Annotated in this window: 28 protein-coding genes and 1 tRNA gene; 23 read left to right on the top strand and 6 right to left on the bottom strand. The window is 59.2% G+C overall.

Annotation, left to right across the window (positions count from 1 at the left end; translation table 11 throughout):
- The first annotated feature begins 30 nt into the window (after positions 1 to 30).
- The gene (locus EOS_RS42115) at positions 31 to 804 is read left to right on the top strand and encodes an SDR family oxidoreductase (protein ID WP_047898178.1); all 774 of its coding nucleotides are present in this window, start codon (positions 31 to 33) and stop codon (positions 802 to 804) included.
- Positions 801 to 1,274 (top strand): acyl-CoA thioesterase, encoded by a 474-nt coding sequence (locus tag EOS_RS42110; protein WP_047898177.1) that lies wholly within the window; start codon positions 801 to 803, stop codon positions 1,272 to 1,274. Before EOS_RS42115 ends, EOS_RS42110 begins: the two co-directional genes overlap by 4 nt.
- On the opposite strand, the gene EOS_RS42105 is transcribed toward EOS_RS42110, so the two are convergent.
- The gene (locus EOS_RS42105) at positions 1,271 to 1,816 is read right to left on the bottom strand and encodes a LuxR C-terminal-related transcriptional regulator (RefSeq protein WP_047898176.1); all 546 of its coding nucleotides are present in this window, start codon (positions 1,814 to 1,816) and stop codon (positions 1,271 to 1,273) included. The two genes, EOS_RS42110 and EOS_RS42105, sit on opposite strands and share 4 nt — an antisense overlap.
- A 197-nt stretch (positions 1,817 to 2,013) precedes the next feature.
- On the opposite strand from EOS_RS42105, the gene EOS_RS42100 reads away from it, so the two are divergent.
- The 14 genes from EOS_RS42100 (at position 2,014) to EOS_RS42035 (ending at position 15,731) form a co-directional block, all read left to right on the top strand.
- Positions 2,014 to 2,718, top strand: a complete 705-nt coding sequence (locus EOS_RS42100) for a CoA transferase subunit A (protein ID WP_047898175.1) — start codon at positions 2,014 to 2,016, stop codon at positions 2,716 to 2,718.
- A 2-nt stretch (positions 2,719 to 2,720) separates the two neighbouring features.
- Positions 2,721 to 3,362: a CoA transferase subunit B gene (locus tag EOS_RS42095; protein WP_047898174.1), complete on the top strand. Its 642-nt coding sequence runs from the start codon at positions 2,721 to 2,723 to the stop codon at positions 3,360 to 3,362.
- A 266-nt stretch (positions 3,363 to 3,628) separates the two neighbouring features.
- The gene (locus EOS_RS42090) at positions 3,629 to 4,546 is read left to right on the top strand and encodes an alpha/beta fold hydrolase (protein WP_047898173.1); all 918 of its coding nucleotides are present in this window, start codon (positions 3,629 to 3,631) and stop codon (positions 4,544 to 4,546) included.
- 47 nt (positions 4,547 to 4,593) lie between these two features.
- On the top strand, positions 4,594 to 4,947 hold the full coding sequence (locus EOS_RS42085) for a RidA family protein (protein ID WP_047898172.1): 354 nt from the start codon (positions 4,594 to 4,596) through the stop codon (positions 4,945 to 4,947).
- Positions 4,948 to 4,992: 45 nt separating this feature from the next.
- A complete protein-coding gene (locus tag EOS_RS42080; RefSeq protein ID WP_047898171.1) occupies positions 4,993 to 7,233 on the top strand; it encodes a RelA/SpoT family protein in 2,241 nt (746 codons plus the stop codon).
- A 202-nt stretch (positions 7,234 to 7,435) separates the two neighbouring features.
- A tRNA-Val gene (locus tag EOS_RS42075) sits at positions 7,436 to 7,512 on the top strand.
- Between the two features lie 279 nt (positions 7,513 to 7,791).
- On the top strand, positions 7,792 to 9,699 hold the full coding sequence (gene thrS, locus EOS_RS42070; RefSeq protein WP_047898170.1) for a threonine--tRNA ligase: 1,908 nt from the start codon (positions 7,792 to 7,794) through the stop codon (positions 9,697 to 9,699).
- A 50-nt stretch (positions 9,700 to 9,749) separates the two neighbouring features.
- On the top strand, positions 9,750 to 10,274 hold the full coding sequence (gene infC, locus EOS_RS42065; RefSeq protein WP_075643994.1) for a translation initiation factor IF-3: 525 nt from the start codon (positions 9,750 to 9,752) through the stop codon (positions 10,272 to 10,274).
- Positions 10,275 to 10,488: 214 nt separating this feature from the next.
- Positions 10,489 to 10,686, top strand: coding sequence for a 50S ribosomal protein L35 (gene rpmI, locus EOS_RS42060; protein WP_047898168.1), 198 nt, complete (start codon positions 10,489 to 10,491; stop codon positions 10,684 to 10,686).
- A gap of 29 nt (positions 10,687 to 10,715) precedes the next feature.
- Positions 10,716 to 11,075, top strand: coding sequence for a 50S ribosomal protein L20 (gene rplT / locus EOS_RS42055; protein ID WP_007585475.1), 360 nt, complete (start codon positions 10,716 to 10,718; stop codon positions 11,073 to 11,075).
- Positions 11,076 to 11,274: 199 nt separating this feature from the next.
- On the top strand, positions 11,275 to 12,288 hold the full coding sequence (gene pheS, locus EOS_RS42050) for a phenylalanine--tRNA ligase subunit alpha (protein WP_047898167.1): 1,014 nt from the start codon (positions 11,275 to 11,277) through the stop codon (positions 12,286 to 12,288).
- A 74-nt stretch (positions 12,289 to 12,362) separates the two neighbouring features.
- A complete protein-coding gene (pheT, locus tag EOS_RS42045) occupies positions 12,363 to 14,795 on the top strand; it encodes a phenylalanine--tRNA ligase subunit beta (RefSeq protein WP_047898166.1) in 2,433 nt (810 codons plus the stop codon).
- A gap of 47 nt (positions 14,796 to 14,842) precedes the next feature.
- Positions 14,843 to 15,253: an integration host factor subunit alpha gene (locus EOS_RS42040; RefSeq protein WP_031359001.1), complete on the top strand. Its 411-nt coding sequence runs from the start codon at positions 14,843 to 14,845 to the stop codon at positions 15,251 to 15,253.
- 88 nt (positions 15,254 to 15,341) lie between these two features.
- A complete protein-coding gene (locus tag EOS_RS42035) occupies positions 15,342 to 15,731 on the top strand; it encodes a MerR family transcriptional regulator (RefSeq protein ID WP_047898165.1) in 390 nt (129 codons plus the stop codon).
- Positions 15,732 to 15,859: 128 nt separating this feature from the next.
- Here EOS_RS42035 and EOS_RS42030 read toward each other — a convergent pair whose 3' ends face one another.
- Positions 15,860 to 16,105 (bottom strand): hypothetical protein, encoded by a 246-nt coding sequence (locus EOS_RS42030; RefSeq protein ID WP_047898164.1) that lies wholly within the window; start codon positions 16,103 to 16,105, stop codon positions 15,860 to 15,862.
- Positions 16,106 to 16,305: 200 nt separating this feature from the next.
- Between EOS_RS42030 and EOS_RS42025 the strand changes: the two genes are divergently transcribed.
- From EOS_RS42025 to EOS_RS42010, 4 genes are all read left to right on the top strand, one after another.
- Complete coding sequence (locus EOS_RS42025; protein WP_047898163.1) at positions 16,306 to 17,430, top strand: Gfo/Idh/MocA family protein; 1,125 nt, start codon at positions 16,306 to 16,308, stop codon at positions 17,428 to 17,430.
- Between the two features lie 316 nt (positions 17,431 to 17,746).
- Positions 17,747 to 18,217: a VOC family protein gene (locus EOS_RS42020; RefSeq protein WP_047898162.1), complete on the top strand. Its 471-nt coding sequence runs from the start codon at positions 17,747 to 17,749 to the stop codon at positions 18,215 to 18,217.
- A gap of 95 nt (positions 18,218 to 18,312) precedes the next feature.
- The gene (locus EOS_RS42015) at positions 18,313 to 18,786 is read left to right on the top strand and encodes a VOC family protein (protein ID WP_047898161.1); all 474 of its coding nucleotides are present in this window, start codon (positions 18,313 to 18,315) and stop codon (positions 18,784 to 18,786) included.
- Between the two features lie 140 nt (positions 18,787 to 18,926).
- The gene (locus EOS_RS42010) at positions 18,927 to 19,253 is read left to right on the top strand and encodes an NIPSNAP family protein (RefSeq protein WP_047898160.1); all 327 of its coding nucleotides are present in this window, start codon (positions 18,927 to 18,929) and stop codon (positions 19,251 to 19,253) included.
- 501 nt (positions 19,254 to 19,754) lie between these two features.
- On the opposite strand, the gene EOS_RS42005 is transcribed toward EOS_RS42010, so the two are convergent.
- The 3 genes from EOS_RS42005 to EOS_RS41995 form a co-directional block, all read right to left on the bottom strand.
- Complete coding sequence (locus EOS_RS42005) at positions 19,755 to 19,934, bottom strand: hypothetical protein (protein WP_047898159.1); 180 nt, start codon at positions 19,932 to 19,934, stop codon at positions 19,755 to 19,757.
- Between the two features lie 257 nt (positions 19,935 to 20,191).
- A complete protein-coding gene (locus EOS_RS42000; protein ID WP_047898158.1) occupies positions 20,192 to 20,701 on the bottom strand; it encodes a hypothetical protein in 510 nt (169 codons plus the stop codon).
- Positions 20,702 to 21,213: 512 nt separating this feature from the next.
- Positions 21,214 to 21,555: a hypothetical protein gene (locus EOS_RS41995; protein WP_235443140.1), complete on the bottom strand. Its 342-nt coding sequence runs from the start codon at positions 21,553 to 21,555 to the stop codon at positions 21,214 to 21,216.
- Positions 21,556 to 22,050: 495 nt separating this feature from the next.
- Here EOS_RS41995 and EOS_RS41990 point away from each other — a divergent pair, with 495 nt between their 5' ends.
- The gene (locus EOS_RS41990) at positions 22,051 to 22,713 is read left to right on the top strand and encodes a hypothetical protein (protein ID WP_047898157.1); all 663 of its coding nucleotides are present in this window, start codon (positions 22,051 to 22,053) and stop codon (positions 22,711 to 22,713) included.
- Positions 22,714 to 23,176: 463 nt separating this feature from the next.
- Here EOS_RS41990 and EOS_RS41985 read toward each other — a convergent pair whose 3' ends face one another.
- Positions 23,177 to 24,094, bottom strand: coding sequence for a LysR family transcriptional regulator (locus EOS_RS41985; protein ID WP_087882078.1), 918 nt, complete (start codon positions 24,092 to 24,094; stop codon positions 23,177 to 23,179).
- Positions 24,095 to 24,220: 126 nt separating this feature from the next.
- On the opposite strand from EOS_RS41985, the gene EOS_RS41980 reads away from it, so the two are divergent.
- The gene (locus EOS_RS41980) at positions 24,221 to 24,937 is read left to right on the top strand and encodes an SDR family NAD(P)-dependent oxidoreductase (protein WP_047898155.1); all 717 of its coding nucleotides are present in this window, start codon (positions 24,221 to 24,223) and stop codon (positions 24,935 to 24,937) included.
- Positions 24,938 to 24,951: 14 nt separating this feature from the next.
- Positions 24,952 to 25,929, top strand: coding sequence for an amidohydrolase family protein (locus tag EOS_RS41975; RefSeq protein WP_047898154.1), 978 nt, complete (start codon positions 24,952 to 24,954; stop codon positions 25,927 to 25,929).
- The last annotated feature ends 220 nt before the right edge of the window (positions 25,930 to 26,149 follow it).

The following is a 26,149-nucleotide window of genomic DNA, read 5'->3' as shown; positions in this document are numbered from 1 at the left end:
ACCTCAATCGCTTTCAACCAAGGAAAAACAATGGGCCGTTCGATCAACCTGGAAGGCAAATGCGCGCTGATCACCGGCGCCTCCAGCGGACTTGGCAAGCGCTTTGCGCAAGTATTGTCGCAGGCGGGCGCCCGCGTCGTGCTGGCAAGCCGGCGCACCGAGCGCCTCAAGGAACTGCGCGCTGAGATCGAGGCGTCCGGCGGTGCGGCTCACGTCGTGTCGCTCGACGTCACCGATTATCAAAGCATCAAGTCGGCCGTCGCACACGCGGAGACGGAGGCCGGCATGATCGACATTCTCGTGAACAATTCGGGCGTCTCGACCCAGCAAAAGCTCACGGACGTCACGCCGTCGGACTTCGATTTCGTTTTCGATACCAACACCCGCGGCGCATTTTTCGTCGCCCAGGAAGTGGCTAAGCGGATGATCATGCGTGGCAACGGCACAGGCAAGCCGGGTTACCGGATCATCAATATCGCGTCCATGGCGGGGCTCAAGACCTTGCCGCAGATCGGCATCTATTCCATGAGCAAGGCCGCCGTCATTCATATGACGAAGGCAATGGCGCAGGAATGGGGCCGTCACGGCATCAACGTGAACGCGATCTGCCCGGGTTATATCGATACCGAACTCAATCACCATCACTGGAAGAGCGAGGCGGGGCAAAAACTGCTGGCCATGTTGCCGCGCCGCCGGGTGGGAACGCCTGAAGACCTGGATGGTTTGCTGCTGCTGCTTGCCGCCGACGAATCCCAGTTCATTAACGGCTCGGTGATCGCCGCGGACGACGGGTTTGGCCTATGAGCCAGGTTTTCGACCAAGTATCCGCGACGAAGACGGACGGTTTTCATCGCGTATTCGAACTATCCATGCCGCTGCGGTGGGGCGACATGGACGCATTCGGCCACGTCAACAACACGGTGTACTTCCGTTTCATGGAAGAGGTGCGGATCTCGTGGTTCCGGCAATTGGCTATTGCAGGCGCCAATGTCGAAGGGCAGGGGCCGGTGATCGTGAATGCATCGATGGAATTCCTGAGGCAGCTCCACTATCCCGGCAATGTAATCGGCAGCATGTTTGTCGGACCACCCGGGCGCAGCAGTTTTGACACGCGCTTCGAGCTGTTTCGTGCCGACGATCCCACCACGCTCTACGCCCGGGGCACGGCGAAATGCGTGTGGATCGACTATGCGGCGGCGAAATCGGTGCAGATTCCTGAGCTGCTGCGTCACGCGATCGAAACGGCGGCGCCGGGTCTCCAATCACGCGGCTAGTCGCCCAGCAGGCGCTGCAGCAGCTCGGTCGCGTTTCCCGTGTCGTATTTGCGCATGAGTTTTGCCCGGTAGATGTCCACGGTCCGCGGGCTGATATCCAGCGCGCGGCCGATTTGCTTGCTGGTCTTGCCCGTGACGAGCTGCGCGGCAATTTCGCGTTCGCGCGGCGTGAGTTCGATGGCAACCCGCCGGGTTGCGCTCAAATCCTCGAAGGTCCAGACGCCGGCGGCGTGGGGTGCGCTCAGATCGAGTGAACGCCCGGTCACATGGCACCAGAACAGTTCCCCGTTTGCCCGTTTCATGATGCGGTCGTCCGCGTAACTGCCCTGGCGCTGCATCAACGCGGCAATGCGGGCGCCGATCCGCTCGAATTCCACCGGCGACGGATACAGCACTTCAAACGAGCGGCCCAGCAGGGCTTCCGGCGCGACGCCGAAAATCGCGCAGAGCTGCGCATTGCAGTCTTCGATGATCCGTTTCCGTGACAACACCAGTCCGACCGGCGCAAGATGAAACGCTGTTTGGTAATCCAGTTGAGGCATTTGGCTGGCGCGACTCGCGTTTAACTATTTCGTCGCCGTGCAGTACGGCAATTACTTATGTATTTTTGCGTATTGTGCCGGATCGATCCGGCGTCGTACTCTTTTGCCACGTCAGAAGGTCGTCTCGCGCTATGCAAACCGGCAGCGCGGACGGCTTAAATAAACGGATTTCATCCAGATCAGGAAGGGACAAACAGATGAACAAGGTCTATCCCAGCGCGAAAGAGGCGCTCGATGGCATCGTGAAGGACGGCCAGACGTTTGCCGTCGGCGGTTTCGGCCTGTGCGGCATTCCCGAAGCGCTAATCGCGGCATTGCGCGACACGGGCGTCCAGGGCATCACGTGCATCAGCAATAACGCGGGCGTCGATGGCTTCGGACTTGGGCTGCTGCTCGAAACCCGTCAGGTCAAGAAGATGATTTCGTCGTACGTGGGCGAGAACAAGGAATTCGAGCGCCAGTATCTGGCCGGCGAACTCGAACTCGAATTCACGCCGCAAGGCACGCTGGCCGAAAAGCTGCGCGCGGGCGGCTCGGGCATACCGGCGTTCTTCACCAACACGGGCTACGGCACGGTGATCGCGGAAGGCAAGGAAACGCGTCAATTTGGCGAAAACCACTACGTGCTCGAACATTCGCTTACCGCCGATGTAGCGCTCGTGAAAGCGTGGAAAGCCGATAAATCGGGCAATTTGATTTATCGCCGCACCGCCCGCAACTTCAACCCGATGTGCGCGATGGCCGGCAAGATCACCGTGGTCGAGGTGGAGGAAATCGTGGAAACGGGCGCACTCGATCCCGACGCCATTCACACGCCGGGCATTTTCGTGCAGCGCATCGTGCTGAACGCACATCCGGAAAAACGCATTGAACAACGCGTCGTGCGCGCGAAAGGAGACTGATCATGGCATGGGACCGGAACCAGATGGCCGCGCGGGCGGGCAAGGAATTGCAGGACGGTTTTTACGTGAACCTGGGCATCGGACTGCCCACGCTGGTGGCGAACTTCGTGCCCGAAGGCATGGAAGTGTGGTTGCAATCGGAGAATGGCTTGCTCGGCATCGGGCCGTCGCCGACGGAAGAAGAAGTCGACGCCGATTTGATCAACGCCGGCAAGCAAACGGTAACGACGCTGCCGGGATCGTCGATTTTTTCGTCGGCGGATTCGTTCGCGATGATCCGTGGCGGGCACGTGAACCTGGCCATCCTGGGCGCCATGCAGATCAGCAAGACGGGCGACCTGGCCAACTGGATGATCCCCGGCAAGATGATCAAGGGCATGGGCGGCGCGATGGACCTGGTCGCGGGCGTGAAGCGCGTGATCGTGTTGATGGAGCACGTGGCGAAGGGCGACCAGCACAAGATTCTCGAGGCGTGCACGTTGCCGCTGACGGGTGTGGGCGTGGTCGACCGGATCATCACGGATCTTGGCGTGATCGACGTAACCGATACTGGACTGAAACTGGTCGAACTGGCGCCGGGTGTCAGCGTGCAAGAGATCCAGCAGAAAACGGGCGCGCCGTTGGATGTGAGCGGCGTTAAGTAAGGTTTTTCTGCACTGACGCCGGTTTATGTTGCCGGCCGCAATAGGCCGTTCTGACGTGAGTTGGAACGGCCTTTGTATTTGTGTCGCGCGGCTCTTGAGTCGGGCGGCACGGGTAAGGCGGCTGGCGTTTCAGGTTCGTATGACTTTGCTTGAGGCAGATCGGCTAACGCTGCGGCGTCGCACCGAAGCGAGCCCGGCAAAGCGTTTACAATCGATTGCAGTTGAGTTGCCCCATGCAGCAGCGTCATCGTACCGAGGAAAACCTTATGTCCGCGTCTATCGTCGAAGCTGCGCTTTCATTTGTTCCCACACCGCGCCAACGCCACGTGCAGTGCGTGAGCCCCTCGGGCCTGCATCGCATGGCTTATACCGAATGGGGCGATCCGGCGAACCCGCGCGTGCTCGTGTGCGTGCATGGGCTGACGCGCTCGGGCAGGGACTTCGACGAGGTAGCGAAGGCGCTCGGCCGCGAGTATCGGGTGGTGTGTCCGGACGTGGTCGGGCGAGGTTTGTCGGACTGGCTCGCCGATCCGAAACATTACGCGGTGCCGCAGTACGTGTCGGACATGGTTGCGCTCATTGCGCGGCTGAACGTGGAAACGGTGGACTGGTTCGGCACGTCGATGGGCGGCCTGATCGGGCTGGGGCTCGCCGGAATGCCGAATTCGCCTATTCGGAAAATGTTGCTGAACGACGTTGGGCCGCATGTTGAACCGGTGGCGCTCGAGCGTATCGGCACCTATCTTGGAAAGGACGAGACATTCGCTACGCTGCAAGAAGGGATCGACAACGCTGCACTGCTCGCCGCGTTTTTCGGACCGCTGACGGCCGATGAATGGCGCGCGATCAACACGCCGTTGATGCAGGAGCGCGAGGGCCGTTGGGGGTATCGATACGACCCGAAAATTGCGGTCCCTTTCGCTGCTGCGGACGAGAATGCGGCCGCGCTCGGTGAAGCGATCCTGTGGCGTTCGCTCGCGGCGATCCAGCATCCGGTGCTCGTCGTTCGAGGCGAACATTCGGATTTGCTATCGCGCGAGACGGTAGAAAAAATGGTCGCGAGCGGGCAGGCCGTGACGAGCAGGCAGATCGCAGGCGTGGGCCACGCGCCGGCGTTTCTGGCGCCCGATCAGATCGAGATCGCGTACCGGTTCTTCCTCGATACTGAAGCGTCCAAGGCATAATATCGGGCTTTGTGCAGTTTTTTGACAACTCACTCTCAGGAACAGTCATGGCAGTCATTCGTCACCATGTCGGCGCGCGTCTTTCCGAAATCGCAATCCACAACGGCACCATTTATCTTGCCGGCCAGATTGCCGAAGACACCGATCAGGACATCACGGGCCAGACCCGCGAAGTGCTCGGCCATATCGACCGTTTGCTGGCCGAAGCCGGCAGCGACAAGACCCAGTTGTTGTCGGTGCAGATCTATCTGTCCGACATGGTCAATTTCGCCGCCATGAACGCGGCATGGGACATGTGGGTTCCGGAAGGCAATGCGCCGCCGCGGGCTACCGTGGAATCGAAGCTTGCCAATCCGGCATGCCTCGTGGAAGTGGTGGTCGTGGCTGCCTTGCGTAGCTGAATAGCTGAGTAGCCAAGCCCCGACTTCACGCGCACTGAACAAAGCATGACCGATACCGCCGTTTCCCCCGCAGTGATACCCGAGCCGTCCTTTGACGACGCGCTCGCGTTCGTGCGCGAACATGCGGGTGATGCACGGTTGACCAGCGGGGAATTGCTGGTTGAGCACGCGGCCGGCACGGCGCGGATCATGCAAACCTTGAACGTCGATGCGGCGGCTATCGCCGCGGCGGCGCTGTTCGCGATTGCACCGCATATCGACGATCCCGAGCGCGTGATCAGCGAGCGTTTCGGCGCGGAAGTGCAGAGCCTCGTCGCCGATGTCCGCAAGCTGTGGCGGCTCGGTTCGGTCAGCTCGCGGGCCACGCAGGCAACGTTGCCGGAAACGGGCCGCGACGCGCAAGCCGCGCGCCGGGCCCAGGTGGAAGCGCTGCGCAAGATGCTGCTCGCGTTCGCGCAGGATATTCGCGTGGTGTTGATCCGGCTGGCTTCGCGGCTCCAGTCATTGCGCTACTACGCGGCGAACAAGCTCGACCCATCGCCGGACGTGCCGCGTGAGACGCTCGAAATCTATGCGCCGCTCGCGAACCGGCTCGGCATCTGGCAACTGAAGTGGGAACTGGAGGACCTCGCGTTTCGCTTCGAGGAGCCGCCCACTTACAAGCGCATCGCAAAGTTGCTCGACGAGAAACGCGTCGAGCGTGAAGCCTATGTGACCGACGCCATCGCTCGCTTGCAGAAGGAGCTGGCCACCGCGCACATCCGGGCGGAAGTGAGCGGCCGGCCGAAGCACATCTACAGCATCTGGAAAAAGATGCGCGGCAAGGAACTGGATTTTTCCGAGGTGAACGACGTGCGCGCGTTTCGCGTGATTGTCGACGACATCAAGGATTGCTACACCGTGCTCGGCATCGTCCATAACCTGTGGCAGCCAGTGCCACGGGAATTCGACGACTACATTTCGCGGCCGAAGCCGAATGGGTACAAGTCGCTGCATACGGTGGTGGTTGGCGACGACGGCCGTGCGTTCGAAGTCCAGATCCGCACGCAGGAAATGCACGGATTCGCCGAATATGGCGTGGCGGCGCACTGGCGCTACAAGGAAGCCGGCACACGCGCGTACGGCGGCCAGGTCACGGCCGACGACAAGTACGACGAGAAAATCGCGTGGCTGCGCCAATTGCTGGCGTGGAAAGAAGACGTTTCCGAGGGCGACCAGCCGCAGGCGGGCGCGCAACCGTGGCAGCATTTGCGCGACGCCACACTCGACGACGACCACATTTACGTGCTCACGCCCCAGGCGCGTGTGATCGCGATGCCACAAGGCTCGACGGCCGTCGACTTCGCCTATCACCTGCACAGCGAGCTTGGGCATCGTTGCCGCGGCGCTCGCGTCGACGGGGCCATGGTGCCGCTCAACACGCCGCTGCAGAACGGCCAGACGGTCGAGATCGTCGCAGTGAAGGAGGGTGGGCCGTCGCGCGACTGGCTCAACCCCTTGCTCGGCTATTTGCACAGCCCGCGCGCACGGCAAAAGGTGCGCGCGTGGTTCAACGCGGTCGATTCTGAGGAGAACATCGCGAACGGGCGCGCGCTCGTTGAAAAGACGTTGCAGCGTGAAGGCAAGACATCCGTCAATCTGGATCAACTGGCATCGAAGCTCGGCTTCAAGACGCCCGACGATCTGTACGCGGTTGTCGCCAAGGAAGAGTTCAGCCTGCGCAACATCGAGCAGGCGCTGCACGACAGCCCGCCGCCAGAGCCCGAGGTCGAAGCGCCGGCGCAGTTCGAAAAGCGCAGCAGCGGCCAAAGCGTGGCGCAGGGCGCGTCTACGGGTGTGCTGGTTGTGGGCGTGGATGCGTTGCTCACGCAACTCGCCCGGTGCTGTCGTCCGGCTCCTCCCGACCGCATCTCGGGCTTTGTCACACGCGGCAAGGGCATGTCGATTCACCGCAGCGACTGCGCCACCTTCCAGCGCATGGCCGAGCGCTCGCCCGAACGGGTGCTCGAAACGGCCTGGTCCGCTGACGTGATGAGCGGGCGCGGATCGTCGGTGTATCCGGTCGATCTCGCCGTGGAGTCAAACGATCGGCAAGGTTTGCTGCGCGACATTTCCGAAGTCTTCGCGCGCGAGAAGATGAACGTGACCGGCGTGAAGACGCAGAGCCGGCGCAACGTCGCGTACATGCAATTTACCGTCGAGGTCTCGAGCGCCGCGCAGATTCAGCGCGCGTGCTCGTTGCTCAGCGACGTGCAGGGCGTAGTGCGCGCGTCGAGACGGGCCTGAAGCCGTTCGCCTGAAGGAAAGCGGGCAGGGCCTCATGCCCTTAACGCTTTGATCATGCCCTTAACGCTTTGATCATGCCCTTAACGCTTTGAATTTGAAGCGCATTGTTGATGCTTCTTAAACGTATCGACGAATATCTTCAGTGTCATCGCATGAAAGCACTTGCCAGTATTCAAAACGCACCATATAATTTCGCTTCTTCAGGCTCGTAGCTCAGCTGGTTAGAGCACCACCTTGACATGGTGGGGGTCGTTGGTTCGAGTCCAATCGAGCCTACCAACGAAAGTGAAATTCCGGTTTGTGCCGGTTTTTCAAAACTGCAGCAAGCGTCTTGGCGCGACAGGCAAATGAACAAGATGGCACCGCGAACGTTGACCGAAACAACTTCGGAGCGACGCTAGTCGAGGACCACTTTCGCCTTTGCAGTTTGTAGGAAAGTGAATGCGGCCCCTCGAAAAGTGGGGCCGCATTTTTTTTGCCTTCGCGCGTTCGACTCGCGCCTTGCAAGGCATTGTTGAATGAACTTGGGCGCCGGCTGGCGGCGTCTTGGAGAACGAAATGGTTTCGATACGTTTGCCCGACGGGTCAGTTCGACAGTACGACCACCCTGTGACGGTTGCGGAGGTCGCCGCCTCGATCGGCGCAGGTCTCGCGAAGGCTGCGCTCGGCGGTAAGCTCGACGGCGAACTCGTCGATACGTCCACGCTGATCGATCACGACGCGTCGCTTTCCATCGTCACGGAAAAGGACACCGACGGTCTCGACATCATTCGTCACTCCACGGCGCATTTGCTCGCCTACGCGGTCAAGGATCTGTATCCCGACGCGCAGGTGACAATCGGCCCGGTGATTGAAAACGGCTTCTACTACGACTTCGCGTACAGCCGTCCCTTCACGCCGGAAGATCTCGAGAAGATCGAAAAGCGCATGGCCGAGATCGCGAAGAAGGACGAGCCGGTCTCGCGCCGCGTGGTGACGCGCGGTGAAGCCATCGACTACTTCAAGAGCATCGGCGAGAAGTACAAGGCCGAGATCATCGAATCGATCCCGTCCTCCGACGACATCAAGCTCTACTCGCACGGCGCTTTCACCGACCTCTGCCGCGGCCCGCACGTGCCGTCCACGGGCAAGCTGAAGGTCTTCAAGCTGATGAAGGTCGCAGGCGCGTACTGGCGCGGCGATTCAAAGAACGAACAGTTGCAGCGTATCTACGGCACGGCCTGGACGAAGAAGGAAGACCAGGAAGCGTATCTGCACATGCTCGAGGAAGCCGAGAAGCGCGATCACCGCAAGCTCGCCAAGCAACTCGACCTGTTCCATCTGCAGGAAGAAGCGCCGGGTATGGTGTTCTGGCATCCGAAGGGCTGGGCGATCTGGCAACAAGTCGAGCAATACATCCGCCGCCGGTTGGGCGAGGTCGGTTATCTCGAAATCAAGACGCCGATGATCATGGACCGCTCGCTGTGGGAAGCGTCGGGTCACTGGCAGAACTATCGTGAAAACATGTTCACGACGGAGTCGGAGAAGCGCGATTACGCGATCAAGCCGATGAACTGCCCTGGCCACGTGCAGGTGTTCAATCACGGCCTGCGTTCGTATCGCGATCTGCCGCTGCGTTACGCGGAATTTGGCTCGTGCCATCGGAATGAGGCCTCGGGTGCGTTGCATGGCCTGATGCGCGTGCGCGGCTTCGTCCAGGACGACGCGCACATTTTCTGCACGGAAGACCAGTTCATTGAAGAGTCGATTGCGTTCAACACGCTCGCGATGAGCATCTACAAGGATTTCGGCTTCGATCACATCGACATCAAGTTGTCGTTGCGTCCCGATGCGCGTGCCGGCACTGACGAAACCTGGGATCGCGCCGAACAAGGTCTGCGCGACGCGCTGACGGCGTGCGGGCTGACGTGGGAAGAATTGCCGGGCGAGGGTGCCTTCTACGGTCCGAAGATCGAGTACCACATCAAGGACGCGCTTGGCCGGTCGTGGCAATGCGGCACGTTGCAGCTCGACATGGTGCTGCCGGAGCGCCTTGGCGCCGAATACGTGGCGGAAGACAACAGCCGCAAGCGTCCGGTGATGTTGCACCGTGCAATCGTCGGATCGATGGAACGTTTCCTCGGCATTCTGATCGAGCACCACGCTGGTGCAATGCCGTCCTGGCTCGCGCCAGTGCAGGCTGTGGTCCTGAATATCGCTGAAAGTCAGGCTGAATATGCACTGCAACTGACCCAATCGTTGCAAAAACAAGGGCTTAGAGTAGAGAGCGATTTGCGCAACGAGAAGATTAGCTATAAAATACGGGAGCACACGCTGCAGAAGGTCCCGTATTTGCTGGTTGTCGGAGACAAGGAGCGTGAGGCGCAAACCGTAGCCGTGCGTGCTCGTGGCGGTATCGATGCTGGCGTGATGCCAGCCGATGCATTCCTTGAGCGTCTGCAGCAGGACGTGCAGGCGTACAAGTAAGCCCACCCGCAGCGCGGCTAGTTTTTTTGAATTTTTAGAGGAAACGTAACATCGCTACTGATAAGTCTGCACATCGCATCAACGGGGAAATCACTGCACCGGAAGTGCGCTTGGTCGGAGTGGACAACGAGCCGCTCGGAATCGTGAAACTGGCCGATGCTTTCCGCATGTCGGAACAGCAGGACGTGGATCTTGTCGAAATTGCGCCGCAGGCTGTTCCGCCTGTTTGCCGGTTGATGGATTACGGTAAGTTCAAGTACTCGGAAGCGAAGAAGCAGCACGAGGCGAAACTCAAGCAGAAGATCGTTCAGGTCAAGGAAGTCAAGTTCCGGCCGGGCACCGACGACGGTGACTACAACGTGAAACTGCGTAACCTCACGCGCTTCCTCGAAGATGGCGACAAGACGAAAATCACGTTGCGTTTTCGCGGTCGGGAAATGGCTCACCAGGAAATCGGCATGCGCGTGCTTGAGCGGTTGAAGACCGATCTCGAAGAGCACGGTCAGGTCGAGCAAATGCCGAAGATGGAAGGGCGCCAGATGATCATGGTCATGGCGCCGAAGAAAAAGAAGTAACTGATGGATCGCGCGGCTTGGGGTCGTTTCAAGGTCTGCGCGGCATCGGTAAAGCGGGTTTCAGAGCATCGCCGGGTAACCGGTGACACTCATGAAAAAGCGGTGGCTGTTAACAGTCTGCCGCTCATAAGTGGTATGTGGGTTTCGAAGGGCGGGTCAGGATCGAATGGATCGACCGCACACCCATATCCATCAAATAAACTGGAGTAGTTTCATGCCGAAGATGAAGACCAAGAAGAGTGCTGCAAAGCGCTTCGTGGTGCGTCCGGGCGGTACCGTCAAGCGCGGTCAAGCCTTCAAGCGCCACATCCTGACGAAGAAGACCACCAAGGTCAAACGCCATTTGCGCGGTTCCACGGCTGTTCATCATGCAGATATGAACTCCGTGCGCGCAATGCTGCCGTTCGCTTAACCCTTAACTGACACTCACAGGAGCGCATTATGCCTAGAGTCAAACGTGGGGTTACCGCACGGGCCCGTCACAAGAAGATCATCAAGCTGGCCAAGGGTTACCGCGGCCGTCGCAATAACGTCTATCGCATCGCCAAGCAAGCGGTCATGCGCGCCGGGCAATATGCCTATCGCGATCGCCGCAACAAGAAGCGTGTGTTCCGTGCTTTGTGGATCACGCGTATCAACGCTGCGGTGCGTCAGCACGACATGACGTACAGCGTGTTCATCAACGGCCTGAAGAAGGCTTCGATCGAACTCGACCGCAAGGTGCTGGCCGACATGGCTGTGTTCGACAAGGCTGCTTTTGCTGCGATCGTCAAGCAAGTAAAAGCCGCCGTTGCAGCCTGATCGAGCTTGTTAGCAAGATTGGTACTGCGTGGTTCGTTGTAGCGTTGTTCTTGACTGGACAGCGCAACGACCGTAAACGGGGCTCTTGTCGAGCCCCGTTTTTGTTGGTGAAGCCGGGTTGACGCGCGACGTGTAAGCATCGCGCAAACATCGGCCCGGAAACGATCAGAAGAACTTTGACGCTGAAATGATGGGATCAATGGATCTGGACCAGATTGTCGCCGACGCGCGAAATGCCTTCGAACACGCCGCCGACGCGGCCACGCTCGAAAACGAAAAGGCCCGCTTTCTTGGCAAGTCCGGGGTGCTCACGGAACTGCTGAAAGGCTTGGGCAAACTCGACCCGGAAGCCCGCAAGACCGAAGGCGCACGCATCAACGCGGTCAAGCAACAGGTGGAAGCAGCACTGAACGCGCGCCGTCAGGCGCTGGCCGATGTGTTGCTCAATCAGCGGCTGGCATCGGAATCGATCGATGTCACCTTGCCTGGCCGCGGTCTTGGCGCTGGCAGCCTGCATCCGGTGATGCGCACGTGGGAACGCGTGGAACAGATTTTCAGCACGATTGGTTTCGATGTGGCCGATGGCCCCGAGATCGAAACGGACTGGTACAACTTCACTGCGCTGAACAGCCCGGAAAATCATCCGGCGCGTTCGATGCAGGACACGTTTTATATCGACGGGAAGGATGCGGATGGCCGGCAACTGCTGCTGCGCACGCATACCAGCCCGATGCAAGTGCGCTACGCGCGCATGAATAAACCGCCGATCAAGGTGATCGTGCCGGGCCGGACGTATCGGGTGGACAGCGACGCCACGCATTCGCCAATGTTCAATCAGGTCGAAGGTTTGTGGATCGACGAGAACATCAGCTTTGCCGACTTGAAGGGCGTGTACTCCGACTTCCTGAAGAAATTTTTCGAGCGCGATGACATTCTCGTGCGCTTCCGGCCGTCGTATTTTCCGTTTACCGAGCCGTCTGCCGAAATCGACATGATGTTCGAGCAGGGCAAGAACGCCGGTAAATGGCTCGAAATTTCGGGCTCGGGGCAAGTTCATCCGAACGTGATCCGCAACATGGGACTCGACCCAGAACGCTATATCGGTTTTGCATTCGGCAGCGGCCTCGAACGCCTGACGATGCTGCGCTACGGCGTGCAGGATCTGCGCCTTTTCTTCGAAAACGATCTGCGTTTCCTCGAGCAATTTGCCTGACGCTTATTGCTGCGAGCCGTGGTCTGGACGCAGTAGTCCAGACACAGACACCACTCATTTCGAACTAGACACACATGCAATTCCCGGAATCCTGGCTTAGAACTTTCGTCGATCCCAAGCTCTCGACCGACGAACTCTCGCACGCGCTGACCATGGCGGGTCTCGAAGTGGAAGGCCTCTCGCCCGTCGCGCCGCCGACCACGAAGATTGTCGTCGGGCAGGTGCTGGAAGTGGCGAAGCACCCGAACGCCGACAAGCTCAACGTTTGTCAGGTCGACGCCGGCACCGGCGAGACGCTGAACATCGTGTGCGGTGCGCCGAACGTGTCGCCGGGCATCAAGGTGCCGGTCGCGCTGGTCGGCGCCGAATTGCCGCCGGCCGAAGCGGGCGGTGCGCCGTTCGCGATCAAGCTGTCCAAGTTGCGCGGCGTGGAAAGCCAGGGCATGTTGTGCTCGGCACGTGAACTGAAGCTGTCGGAAGATCACAGCGGTTTGCTGATCCTGCCCGCCGATACCCCGATTGGCCAGGACATCCGCCAAACGCTCAATCTCGACGACACCGTTTTCGAGATCAAACTCACACCGAACAAGGCCGATTGTTTGTCGGTATTCGGCGTCGCGCGGGAAACCGCCGCGATCACGGGCGCGCCGTTGCATGCGCTCGAGATGCCGCCGGTGGACGTGACGATCGATGAAATTTTGCCGGTCAACGTGCTGGCGCCGGATCTGTGCGGACGTTTTTCAGGTCGCGTGATTCGCGGCGTGAACGCGCACGCGAAAACGCCGCATTGGATGGTCGAGCGTCTTGAGCGCTCGGGACAGCGCAGCATTTCCGCCCTCGTCGATATCTCGAATTACGTGATGCTCGAACTCGGCCGGCCGACGCATGTGTTCGATCTGGACAAGATTCACGGTGGCATCGAAGTGCGCTGGGGTAAAAAGGGCGAGTCGCTCAAGCTGCTAAACGGCAACACGGTCGAACTGGATGAAACCGTCGGTGTGATCGCCGACGACCAGCACGTCGAAAGCCTCGCCGGAATCATGGGCGGCGACAGCACGGCCGTTTCGCTCGATACGACCAACATTTATCTGGAAGCTGCGTTCTGGTGGCCGGACAGCATCCGCGGCCGCGCGCGCAAGTACAACTTTTCCACCGACGCGGCGCATCGCTTCGAACGTGGGGTCGATTATTCGACGACCGTCGAGCATATCGAGCGTATTTCGCGCCTGATTCTCGATATTTGCGGCGGCAATGCCGGTCCTGTAGATGACCAGACGCTCAATGTGCCGACACGCGAGCCGGTGAGCATGCGCGTTTCGCGGGCGAACCGGATTATCGGCGTGGCGATCGGCGCGGAAGAAATCGCACAGATTTTCACGCGGCTCGGCCTGACGTTCACGCACGACGGCGATATCTTCGCCGTGACGCCGCCGCCGTATCGTTTCGATATCGAGATTGAAGAGGATCTGATCGAGGAAGTCGCGCGCATTTACGGCTTCGAGAAGATTCCCGCGCGTCCGCCGGTCGCGACCAGCGAAATGCGGCCGACCAACGAGACGAAGCGTTCGATTCACGTGCTGCGCCACGCGGTCGCCGCGCGAGATTACGCGGAGACGGTGAATTTCAGTTTCGTCGATGCCGAATGGGAAGCGGATTTCGCGGGCAACGATAACCCGGTGAAATTGCTGAACCCGATCGCAAGCCAGCTTTCGGTCATGCGTACGACCTTGTTCGGCAGCCTGATCAGCGTGCTGCGCTACAACCTGAACCGTCGCGCAGACCGGATCCGCGTGTTCGAAGCGGGTCGTGTGTTCCTGCACGACCCGGCGATCAAGGCCGGCGAGTTGGCCATTGAAGGTTTCGACCAGCCGAAGATGATCGGCGGTCTGGCTTACGGTCCCGCGCTCGAAGAGCAGTGGGGTGCGCCGTCCCGCACGGTCGACTTCTTCGACGTGAAAGGCGACGTGGAAGCACTGTTCGCGCCGGTCGCGCCGCGTTTCGTGAAAGCGGAACATCCGGCGCTGCACCCGGGACGCAGCGCCCGGATCGAAATCGACGGCCGGGCGGTAGGCTGGATCGGCGACCTGCATCCGCGCTGGATGCAGAAATACGACCTGCCGCATGCACCGGTTTTGTTCGAAATCGAAGCCGAGGCATTGATGCAACGCGCGTTACCGGTGCCTTCGGACGTACCGAAATTCCCGCCGGTTCGCCGCGATATCGCGATCGTTGTGGATCAAAAAGTTCAAGTGCAGGCACTCATCGACGAGCTGGAAAGTGCCCGTTCGGAGCCTGCCTGCAAGCATGTCACCAGGGTTGCTTTATTCGACGAATTTCGTCCAAAATCAAGCACTTCCGGTGGGTTGGACGCGCATGAGAAAAGCCTTGCCTTCCGTGTAACGTTGCAAGATACTGGCGGGACGCTTCAGGACGAAACGGTCGAAACGGCCATCAAAACGCTGGTGGAACGCTTGGCTCGAGTACATGGCGCGCGATTGCGCGGGTAGCCTGCAGTTGGCCCCCTCCGTCTTCATCGTTACGCCATTTTTTCGATATGAACCAAATGAACTCGAGTGATTTCGAAGCCCTTCTTTCGGCGCAACGTAGCGCCATGATCCGAGATGTTCCCACTTCGAACGGTGCGGCAACGGCAGAAACGCCTACGCTGACAAAAGCCGAATTGGCGGAGATGCTATTTGACCATGTCGGGTTGAATAAGCGCGAAGCCAAAGACATGGTGGAAGCATTTTTCGAGGTCATTCGCGACGCGCTTGAAAGCGGCGACAGTGTCAAGCTATCCGGCTTTGGCAACTTTCAGCTACGCGACAAACCGCAGCGTCCCGGACGTAATCCAAAAACGGGGGAAGCCATTCCCATCGCGGCGCGCCGTGTCGTCACGTTTCATGCGAGTCAGAAGTTGAAAGCGCTGGTCGAAGCCGGTGCTGAAAACAGTTTCGGCCGCTGACGTGACGGGCATTTTGCCGTGTGCTGCCCGAGCGCTTATTAGCGACATTCGCCCCATTCGCGACATTCACCACGATGGTTGATTGACGATGGAAAAAGTCGTCCTGCCTCCGATTCCGGCTAAACGCTACTTCACAATTGGTGAGGTCAGCGAGCTATGCGGTGTCAAGCCGCACGTGCTGCGCTACTGGGAACAGGAGTTCACGCAACTGAGGCCTGTCAAGCGGCGGGGTAACCGTCGCTATTATCAGCATCACGAAGTACTGCTGATTCGCCGCATCCGTGAATTGCTTTATGAGCAGGGTTTCACGATCAATGGCGCGCGTAACCGACTTGATTCACATGGGCGTCCGAATGGCTCGTCCGGCGATATTGAGGACATGCAGGAAGGCGGCGCGGTTCCTCAAGTGAATGTTGCGGTCGATGTCGATCAATTGCGCAAGGACATTTTGCAAGTGATCGATTTACTGGGCGGATGAGAGCCGGCAGGATTCAAGCAAAACTCAAGCAAAAAGGCGTCGCGATTAATCAGCGACGCCTTTTTTCATTTTGATCGGGCCGGGAACGGGTGCTCGGTTTTACCCGCTTTAAGCATCGCCTGAAACGGTTATTTTCTGGCGTTGTCGCGTTTGAATTCGAGGATCGGCAAATCCGGTTCCGAAAGCATCGCTTTCAGTACATCATTCGCAAATTCTTCGACCACCGCATGCCATTCGATCGTGCCGACCGGGAAATCGCCGGGGCATTTTTTGCCTTGGGCCTTGCGAATGGCACCGACGCTCAGACTCAACGCTCTCGCCCTCAGAAAGGTCGGATCGTTTGGATCGGCGGGCGGAGTGATTTCGTGGTCCATAAACGGGCTTTCGGCAGCGGTTGGGAAAACTTTAGGAGAATTTGGCGAAATTTCTACGCGCCGAAAGTCGCCGGCACATGAGTGTACACAAGTGAGGCAGGGGCAAAACAGGGACATATTGCAGCGGCACGCATCCCCCGATTGCCCCGACCCGCGCTCAGCGGGTATCGTGCTTCGAGAAACCAAGAACGGAGCGCAGCATGGCGGAGACATTGGGCGTCGCGATCATCGGCGCGGGCATGATGGGCGAGGTACATACGCGCGCAATACGGCTCGCCGGTGCAACGGTGCGCGGCATTGCTTCATCGAGTGAAAGCCGTGCGGCGGAGGCGGCCGAACGGCTGGGAATTGAACGTGGTTATGCATCGGCGCAAGCGGCGATTGCAGATCCTTCAGTGTCGGTTATCCACGTGTGCACGCCGAACGCCAGCCATTTTCGCCTCGCGATGGCCGCGCTCGACGCCGGCAAGCACGTCATTTGCGAGAAGCCGCTGGCGACCAGTGCTCGCGACGCCGAAGCGCTTGCGCTCGCCGCGCGCAAGTCGGGCCGTATCGCGACGGTTCCATTCGTCTACCGCTATCACCCGATGGTCCGCGAAGCCCGTGCGCTTGTGCAGGACGGCAGCGTGGGTCCGCTGCAACTGATGCACGGCAGTTATCTCCAGGACTGGCTGCTGGGTGCCGACGATACCAACTGGCGCATCGATGCCGCCTTGGGCGGAGCGTCGCGGGCATTCGCGGACATCGGCTCGCACTGGTGCGACCTCGTGGAATGGATCAGCGGCGAGCGTTTCGACTCGGTCGTAGCGAGCCTGCAGACAACGGTCGCCGAACGTCCGGCCGGTTCTGTGCAATCGTTCACCGCGGCGGTTAAAGGCGGGCCGACCCAGATGGTCGGTACGGAGGATGTCGCCGTCGCGTTGCTGCGCACAAAAAGCGGCGTGCTCACGACGCTGAGCGTCAGCCAGGTGTCGGCGGGGCGCAAGAACCGGCTTTGGTTCGAAATCGATGGCGCGAAGGCGAGCCTTGTATTCGATCAGGAGGACCCGGAACGGCTATGGGTCGGCGGGCGCGATTCCACGCGCTTGCTGGTGCGCGATCCGTCGCGTGGAAGCGCTGAGCAGCGCCGCCTAGCCACGTTACCGGCGGGGCATGCGCAGGGTTACGCACAGTGTTTCGAGGCGTTCGTGGCGGACACTTACGCGGTGATTCGCGGAGAAACGCGCGATGGCTTGCCGACATTCGACGACGGCTGGCGCTCGGCGCGCATCGTGGATGCGGTGCTGGCGTCGTCGAAGGCGAATGGGTGGGTACGGATCGCGTAGCGATGCCGGCGCCGCGTTTCTGAACACATGTCCGATGTGACTGCGCTTGCCGGCTTGTTATTACACGTCGTCACAAATCAGTTGGTTCCGTGCAGGACAATGGGCGCACGAACCGGCTCGCTCCATACGCTCCGGCAATTTTCCGGGGCCTGACGCCAATAAACCAGCCCGCCGCAGCAACTGAACACCGGTTCGCATAAAAAAAGTCTCGCCGATGTGTCGATTTGCGGGCTGATCGCACGTCGTGTCGACAGAGGGCGCCTGTTTGGGCACCGTCTCTCCAGTTGGTCAACCCGTTACATCTAGGAGCACAGCAATGTCCACTTCAGCTGTCAAACCGATCCCGGAAGGGATGCATACGATCACGCCTCATCTGGTTTGCAAGGGCGCCTCCGACGCCATCGAGTTCTATAAGAAAGCGTTCAATGCTGTCGAACAAATGCGCTTGCCTGGTCCCGACAACACGGTGATGCACGCCATGCTCACCATCGGCGATTCGACGCTGATGCTGGCAGAAGAATTTCCGAATTGCGGCAATAGCAGCCCGCTGACACTGAAAGGCTCGCCCGTCACGCTGCATTTGTACACGAAGGACGTCGATGCCTCGGTCGCCCAAGCCGTCGCAGCCGGCGCAAAGGTGACGATGCCCGTCAGCGATATGTTCTGGGGCGACCGCTACGGGCAGATTGAGGATCCGTTCGGTCACCGCTGGTCGCTCGCGACTCACACGCGGGATCTGACTCCGGAACAGATCCAGGAAAACATGGCGAAAGAGATGCCGAGGTAACTACTGAAAGAAGCGTGATAGAGAACGGCGCCGCGTACTGACGTGTCAGTGTGCGGCGCCGTACCGGTCAAACTCGCAGACCTCCAGGAGTTTCCATGCAAAAGATTTCACCTTTTCTATGGTTCGATAACAACGCAGAGGAAGCCGCGCAGTTCTACACCAGCATCTTCAACAACTCGCGAATCGTGTCTGTCATGCGATCTGGCGACTCAGGACCGGGACCGAAGGGCTCGGTCATGGGCATTGCGTTTGAACTGGAAGGCCAGGCGTTCAAGGCGTTGAACGGCGGCCCAGTGTTCACCTTTACGCCTGCCATTTCGATGTTTGTCGATTGTGAAACCCAGGAAGAAGTCGACAACTTATGGGCCCGCCTCGGCGACGGCGGTAAGCCGCAGCAGTGCGGCTGGATCACGGACAAGTTCGGCGTGTCGTGGCAGATCGTGCCGTTGACGCTCGGCAGATTGCTTCAGGACCCGGACGCCGAGAAATCGTCGCGTGTCATGCGCGCGATGATGGGCATGATCAAGCTCGATATCGCGGGGCTGGAGCGGGCTTACCGGGGCGAGTGACAGGGTTAAATCGCATGGGAGGGCTGGAGAAGGTCCGCCCGTCGCGTGCGGGCCGCGCCAAACGCCGGTACGATCACTCATGGTGAATTCCAACCGCAGCGTGTTTGACGGCTGCATCACTCCATGTCCATGAGGAAAAAATGATCGTTGAAATGCGTATTTATCACTGCGCGCCGGGTCGTCTGCCGGCATTGAACGACCGGTTCGCCAACATTACGCTCGGCTTTTTCAAGAAATATGGAATCGAGCAGATCGGTTTCTGGACCACGATCGCCGGCCCGAGCAACCATGCGCTGACCTATCTGCTGAAATGGGAAAGCCTGGCTGAGCGTGAAACCAAATGGAATGCGTTCCAGTCCGATGCCGAATGGATCGCGAAGCGCGGCGAAACCGAGGCGAAGCAACCTATTGTCGAGCGGATTGAAAACCACTTTTTGACGCCGACGGCTTATTCCGCGCTGCGTTGATGGGTTTGATGCGGTTTTAAGCGATAAAGATGCGGTGCTACGCCCGGTTGTCGGATTCGACAAGCGGGCGTTTTTGCGAACAGAAGCGAAGTGCCTTAGCGACAGAAGCGCAAGCGATTGGCGCTGAAGATCGCGAGGGTAATCGACACGCAAAACGGCTTACAAGTTGCTAAGGACGCTGAAGAGCGCCACGGCACCGGCCACGCAAAGCGTGACCTTGCTGGCCTCGAGAAGTCCAGCCAGCACCTGGCTTGAAAATGGCGATGCAAACAGGAGGACTAGCGGGAAAATCGACGCGCCGGCCCCGAAGTCTTTTGTGGTGTCCGGGCATATGATCGTGCGAAACCAGGAGATGTAATCGGCGACGCTGTGGGCCAGGATTCTGCGCTTACACGCCTTTGCTGCTGCCTACAAGCTAGCGACGCTAATCGTGCCGATATCTACCCAGCCGCCGTCAAACTGAAAACCAAAGAACAAGCGGCCACCCCACGCAATGACGAACTATACGATATGGAAGACCCGGATCGCAGCAATGCCGCCACCCATCACCGCGCCGATGGAACGAAGATCGAACGGTGCGGCAATGGGGTAGAAGTACAACAGTGTGCCGACCGCTGCGCAGCCAACCAAAGCAAAGCTGGCGACTACGCGCAGCCTGCGAAACGTGGTGTGTGCGGTCATTCTGAACCCCCGTCGAGCCTGCCGGACTTGCTCGTACTGCACTTGTAGGAGTCTTTGGCGTCAATTCTTGATAAAAAACATGAGAGGGGTCGAGTGGGCCGAAACGGGCACACAAAGTCACGTTGGCAAGGCAGGTCGGATAAATATCATCTGCGATCGGCTAGAGGCGCCATTGCCTGCACATGGGCGTCAAACTACGCAGTACGGAGCAGATAAGCCTGCACGCGATCATCTCTCTGTTCCGACCACCCGAGGGCTTATGGAAACGCCGGTATCGTCGGATCCGTCCCCTCGATGTCCGCTTCCGGATGGTGACTCTTGATCAGTTGCTCGATTTCTTCGACGCGATCCTTCCCGACGTCAACCATCATCAGCAACTCACCTTTCTCGATCGCGTCTTCGAAGCGTTTCAAACGAGTGTTTGGCACGTCGACACCGATCATTGTCGCTGTCCATGCGCCGAACCCTGCGCTCGCCAGCGTCAGCAAGACGACGACGCCACCGGCGATCGTGAGTCCGGCCGGAGGAAAGGCCATCGCGACAAGGCCGGCCAGCATGCCCGTGACGCCGCCCGCCGCGGTGCCCCGTGCGAGGGCGGGAAGCAGGTCGCTGCGCTGCGCGAGTGTCGCCTGCGGCAAGTCCTCAAGTCGGACGCCCGGATGCGCGAGCACGTGGATATGTCTCCACTCGATCCGCTTCAGCAACAGTTCGTCGACGATTCCTTTCGCGCTTTGCACATTGGGCAACAGAAAATAGATGCGCCTCATTTTGGGCCTCCTACCGGGAATACCCGCGACCCTGTCCGTCGCACCGGCCATGACGGTACCTGCTGTTCCGGCGGCCAAGTTCGACAGAGTCTTATCGTTCAATATAGTCGCAATCGCGCTCGAATTCCCGGTCCGGAATGATCCGCCGGACTCGTCGCGCTCGTGCTCGCAGTGCATTCGGGTAGGTTCGGCGCGGGCAAAACGGGCGTGTTGCCGCTTCCCGTACTGGGTGCGCTACGGGCGATCGACCAGTCTGGGCTGAAGGCTTGGTTGACTTAATTCCGGCGTGAGGAATCCTGGAGTCGGACGGCAAGTAATTACCACGTCCCGGTAAGGGTAAATCATACTGATTGATTCGGATAACTATGTATAAGAAAGCCGATTTACCGGGTAGCATGCCGTTCAACCTGTGTGAAGTGCACAACGGAACCGTCCCGTCAAAGCACTCCCCGAGCGTGCGCCTTGTGAACGCGAGGCGCGCCCAGTGCTGCCCAAAACCCGACATCCATCTCTTAGCCTAGCCGTACCAACAAAATCGCAAGGACCTCACCTGCCGCGGCTATCGCAACGGCAGATTCGACCGGGTTCGTGTTGAGGAACGTCCACAGGCTGACATCGTCTCTGAACTGATTCCACGTTCCGAAAAACCCGAGCGACAGAATCAGCCCGAAGAGCAGGCTGAATGCGATTGCCGCGGACAGCCACTTGTTGTGATCGAGACTGTCCGGTGAAAACGCGAACGCGCTCAGGCAGAGCAATTGCACGGCGAGAACCACCAGCATTCCTGGATGATATTGGACACCTTTGTGCGTGAACGAACGCGACATGCGCGAGCGTTCATATCTGTTCCCCATGGCTCGTCCTCCCTGGATCGTAGAGTCTACATACGATCTGTCGCGACGCGAGGCTCTCTCGTCGTTGGATCCGGGGGGCACTATCAATATCGCCCGGATCGATCCCTATATTTGCGGCGGACAAACCAGCCGGTCGATCCCGCCCAAATACGACCGCTACACCCTCCGGCCCAAGTTTAGCGCTGAGGATGAACCCGCAGCCGGAGCAGCACGAGGTCTGCCCGTTTCTTACAATCGTCTGGCGGATTCGACTACTCGCCTTTGGCACATCATCTTGCTCGGATAAGCCGGTTTCAACAGTGTCAAAACTTCACAACACTGCTCGTGTCATTCATACAAATAGAGTGACAGCGATCACAGCAAAATGCTTAAATTGGACGCACTGCTCTAGATGTGGATGGCGTCGATATGCCACGTCTAGGGAGTCACTTCGTTCTGCATCGGCATCTATTGAGATCGGCCGATGAAGTGCCGATGGAATCTAGCGAGAGCACTATGTCGCCCTGGTTACCCGTAGCCCTAGGTGCTGGAGTCTTCAGCGCGGTCGTCAACCTGGCTTGTAATGCGCTCGCTCGCAGGCGCAATTCGGCACGCAGCGCCGCAGAGCGTATCCAAGCAGAACGTCACACCGCATTGACCGTGGCCATAGCACTCGAGGATTTCGTCCATCGATGTCACGCGACGATCAATCGCGCCGAACGTAAAGACGTGCTGGAGCAACAGCAGGTGCTGTTAGGCGAGATAGATCTCCCGCTTTTTGCGTTTTCCGATGACATTCAATGGCGCGATCTTGACGCGGGAAAAGCGTCTTACCTTCGAGCGTTCGGCGCCAACGTCACGTACAGTGAGGAGCAGATCCGTTCGAACGACGAATGCCCGAGCGTTGTTGAGTTCGTCGCGAACATCAAGGGGCATTGCGCGGAGTTTGGGCGGCGAGCATGGCTGATGGCGCTGGAATTGCGCGAAGAAAACGAATTGCGCGCAGTTGAGGATCACAATTGCGTCGTTGATTTTGACGCGGCACTCAGCCGATATTCAGCGTGGAAACAGCGCCAAAATGCGCGCAACGGCAGAGTGCCCGTTCAGTCCCATGTGGCTCAAAGTGCGTACTCTTCACGAAGTAAGGGCAGGGCCTTGACCGTCGGCGGCGCAGCATAAGCCTGCTCTTGCCATTCGCGGCCAAGCGCTGGATCGCCGCTCAGGGCCATGGTTCGCGCACTTCCTCGCCTTTTAAGGGCCGTGCGGAGATCTTTGTTGACGCTCAGGTCTTGAGCACCGCGAGCGCTGTCAGCCGGTGGTGCACGAACTCGAACCAACACCTCTACGTCCTCCTAAGCAGAACCTACTCCTGATTCGGCGAAGGTCGTCGTGTTTGTCAGCTCGGCGTATTGCCCGAAGAACCTCAATTGGCCTCGGCGATAAGTAGCCTCCAGTTCTTCGTTCAAGCCCACGCCCACACAGGCCGACGGAGCCATTGCACTGTAAGCGCGCAATCCAGGACACGGAACGGCGAAGTTCGCGTCAATGCGCCGGTTGGATCAATTAGGGTTACGTGCTGCAGCCATTCCGAACTGCGGCCCACGACAACAGCTTGCCTAAAGCGCGTGTAGTGATGACTGGATTATGGGACAGCATTTTTGCAAATAGCAAAGATGGTATCGCGCAGCCAGCGATGGGCGGGATCAGCATGGAGGCGAGGATGCCAAATGGCCGACACTTTGATCTCGGGCGTTCGTACCGGGAGTTCAAAGAGCTGAACGCCCGCACTACCCGCATGACCGCCCAGCAGGGCACTGCCAAGGCATGAATGCGGGACGAGTCCAAGAAGATCCGAGTGGCGTGCGATCTGCATCGCGTTGGCATAGGTGAGCACGACCATGGCAATGGTCCTGCGCAGACCCAACTGGCCCAACGCATCGTCTACCGGGCCGGAGAATTGCCGTTTGCGCGACACCACCACGTGCTGATAACTGGCGTAGCGTTTCGCAGTCACCCTTGTCAAAAGAGGATGCCCAGCTCGACAAATACCCACGAACCGATCACGAAACAGCAACCGCGTCTTCAGTTCCGGCGCGGCGGTTCCGAGTACGCCGACCTCTAGGTCAATCAGGCCTTCCCGAAGTGGCCGTGCATCCTTGTCAGGCTTCGATACGAACCGGATACGGACGTGGGGCGCGGTTTGGGTGATCGCCGCCATGAGCGATGCGCCGACCAGTTCGACGAAGCCATCATTCGCACGAATCGTGAACGTCCGCTCCAGTATGGCAACGTCCAAGGTGCTGTTGGCGGGTTGAAGCACGGCCCTGGCGTTTCGGGCGAGTTCATGGACGTGCTCGCTGAGTTGCTCGGCATACGGTGTCGGAACCAGCGTCCTCCCCGCTAGCACGAGCAGTTGATCCCCTGTCGCTATCCGCAGTCTCGAAAGCGTCCTGCTCATGGCAGAGGGACTCAAGCCGAGTCGGTGCGCTGCCTTGGTCACGCTGCACTCGGCGAGCAATACATCCAGCGCAGTGAGGAGATTCAAGTCCACGTCTTGCATGTCAAGTCGCCCCCCTTGCATTGACTATTCATTGATTCCAATGCAATCGATTATTGCATCCCTCGCGTCTGGTGCAATGGATTTTTCTCCACCAGAATCAGGGCTGTCCGATCTCAAGGAACTTTGATGAAACACTCAAGTGGCGATAAGGCCCCTGCCATTCTGCTCATCGGTGCATCGCGTGGCCTCGGACACGCCATGGCCGCCGAACTCTTGAAAAAGGGGTGGAACGTCGTCGGCACCACGCGCCCGATCGAAGGCCGAACTCAACTGCATGACCTGGCCGACGAGAACCAGGGCCGCGTTGAGGTCGAGACCGTCGACATCTGCGAACCGGAGCAGATCGCGGCACTCCGTGCACGCTTGTCGGGCCGGGTGTTCGACATCCTGTTCGTGAACGCCGGCACCGCCAATGCGAATCCGAATGACACCATCGCTGAAGTATCCACCGAGGAGTTCATCCGCGTGATGGTCACGAATGCACTTGGCCCTATGCGTATCGTCGAGGCGCTGCAGGATCTTGTCCCCCCCGACGGCCTCATTGGCGTCATGTCGTCGGGACAGGGCAGCATCGCCAACAATACTAACGGTGGGTTTGAAGTCTATCGCGGCAGCAAGTCGGCTCTGAACCAGTACATGCGAAGCTACGCTGCTCGCCATGCAAGTGAGCCACGCGCCTTGGTGCTGATGGCTCCGGGCTGGATTCGCACGGCATTGGGCGGTCCGAACGCGCCGTTCGGCCTTGAGGAAACCATTCCTGACATCGTGAACACGCTGCTCTCGAAGCGGGGAAAGCCTGGCCTGGAGTACCTCGACCGCATGGGCCGCACTGTCCTGTGGTGAACGGAGGCTCAGCCATGAAACTGATCGGAATTGAAGAGCATTTTCTGACGTTGGAAATTCGCGATGCCTGGAGTGCCATCGCCTTGGATGCGACCGATCCGAGCGTGGCGTTTCATTCCGGCACGATCGAAGGACGCCTGCTTGATCTCGCGCAAGATCGACTCGCGCTGATGGACGAAACCGGACTGGATGTGCAGGTCTTGTCACTGACAACTCCCGCGCTTCACGACCTTGGGCCGGAAAGCATCGATATAGCGCAGCGAACCAACGACGCTCTTGCTGAGGTGGTTGCGCACCATCCGACACGCTTCCAGGCCATGGCCACGTTGCCCGTGTCCATGCCGGAAGAGGCGGCTCTCGAACTGGAGCGTTGCGTCAGGACGCTGGGCTTCAAAGGAACGGTGTTGTGCGGAAAAGTGGGCCAGCGCCATCTCGATGACCCGAGCCTCTCGCCCATCTTTCAAAGTGCGCAAGCACTAGGCGCCCCGATACTGATCCATCCCCGTGTGCCTGATGCCGCCGTGAGGGCTGCCTACTACTCGGGCTTCAGACCCGAGGTTGACGCGGCTTTCGCCACCTACGGCCTTGGCTGGCACTATGACGCAGGCATCCAGTTCCTTCGTCTCGTGCTCGCCGGCACGTTCGATCGCATGCCGGGCCTTCGGGTGATTCTCGGTCATTGGGGGGAAGTGGTGCTGTTCTATGCCGAGCGTTTGGCCGCAATGGACAAGGTATCCGGGCTGGCCCAGCCGATTGCGAGCTACCTGCGGAAAAATCTCTACGTCACAGCGAGCGGTATGTTTCTGCCTCATTACTTAGAGCGTGCCGCTGCCGTTGTCGGCGTTGATCGCCTGCTCTTCTCGACGGACTTTCCTTACCAATATCGTCCAGGCCACGACGCAAGTCGGTTTCTGGAGAATTGCGGGCTCACCGAGCAGGACAAAGCTGGATTCGCGCATCGCAACTGGATGCAACTGACCGGCGAGAAGTAGAAAAGCGCCCGCGATTTACGATTGGTACAAAACCTTGCCCGCTTTGGCGAGCACTGACTGGCCGTACCGCGCGCAAAACCCTTGCCGCCGGCACCAACGCGTGTCACCCGCAAGGGAAAAAAGGTCAGGTCATCCTGGGTCATGGATTGCGTCCGCAAGTTGGGTTGCGGACGCAATCGTGGACCTTCTCAAGCACGGAAGCTTGGTGGGCGGAAACTCT

Origin of the sequence: Caballeronia mineralivorans PML1(12) (genome assembly GCF_001028175.1) — a bacterium.
Lineage (GTDB): Bacteria > Pseudomonadota > Gammaproteobacteria > Burkholderiales > Burkholderiaceae > Caballeronia > Caballeronia mineralivorans.
This window is presented reverse-complemented; position numbering and strand designations above follow the sequence as displayed.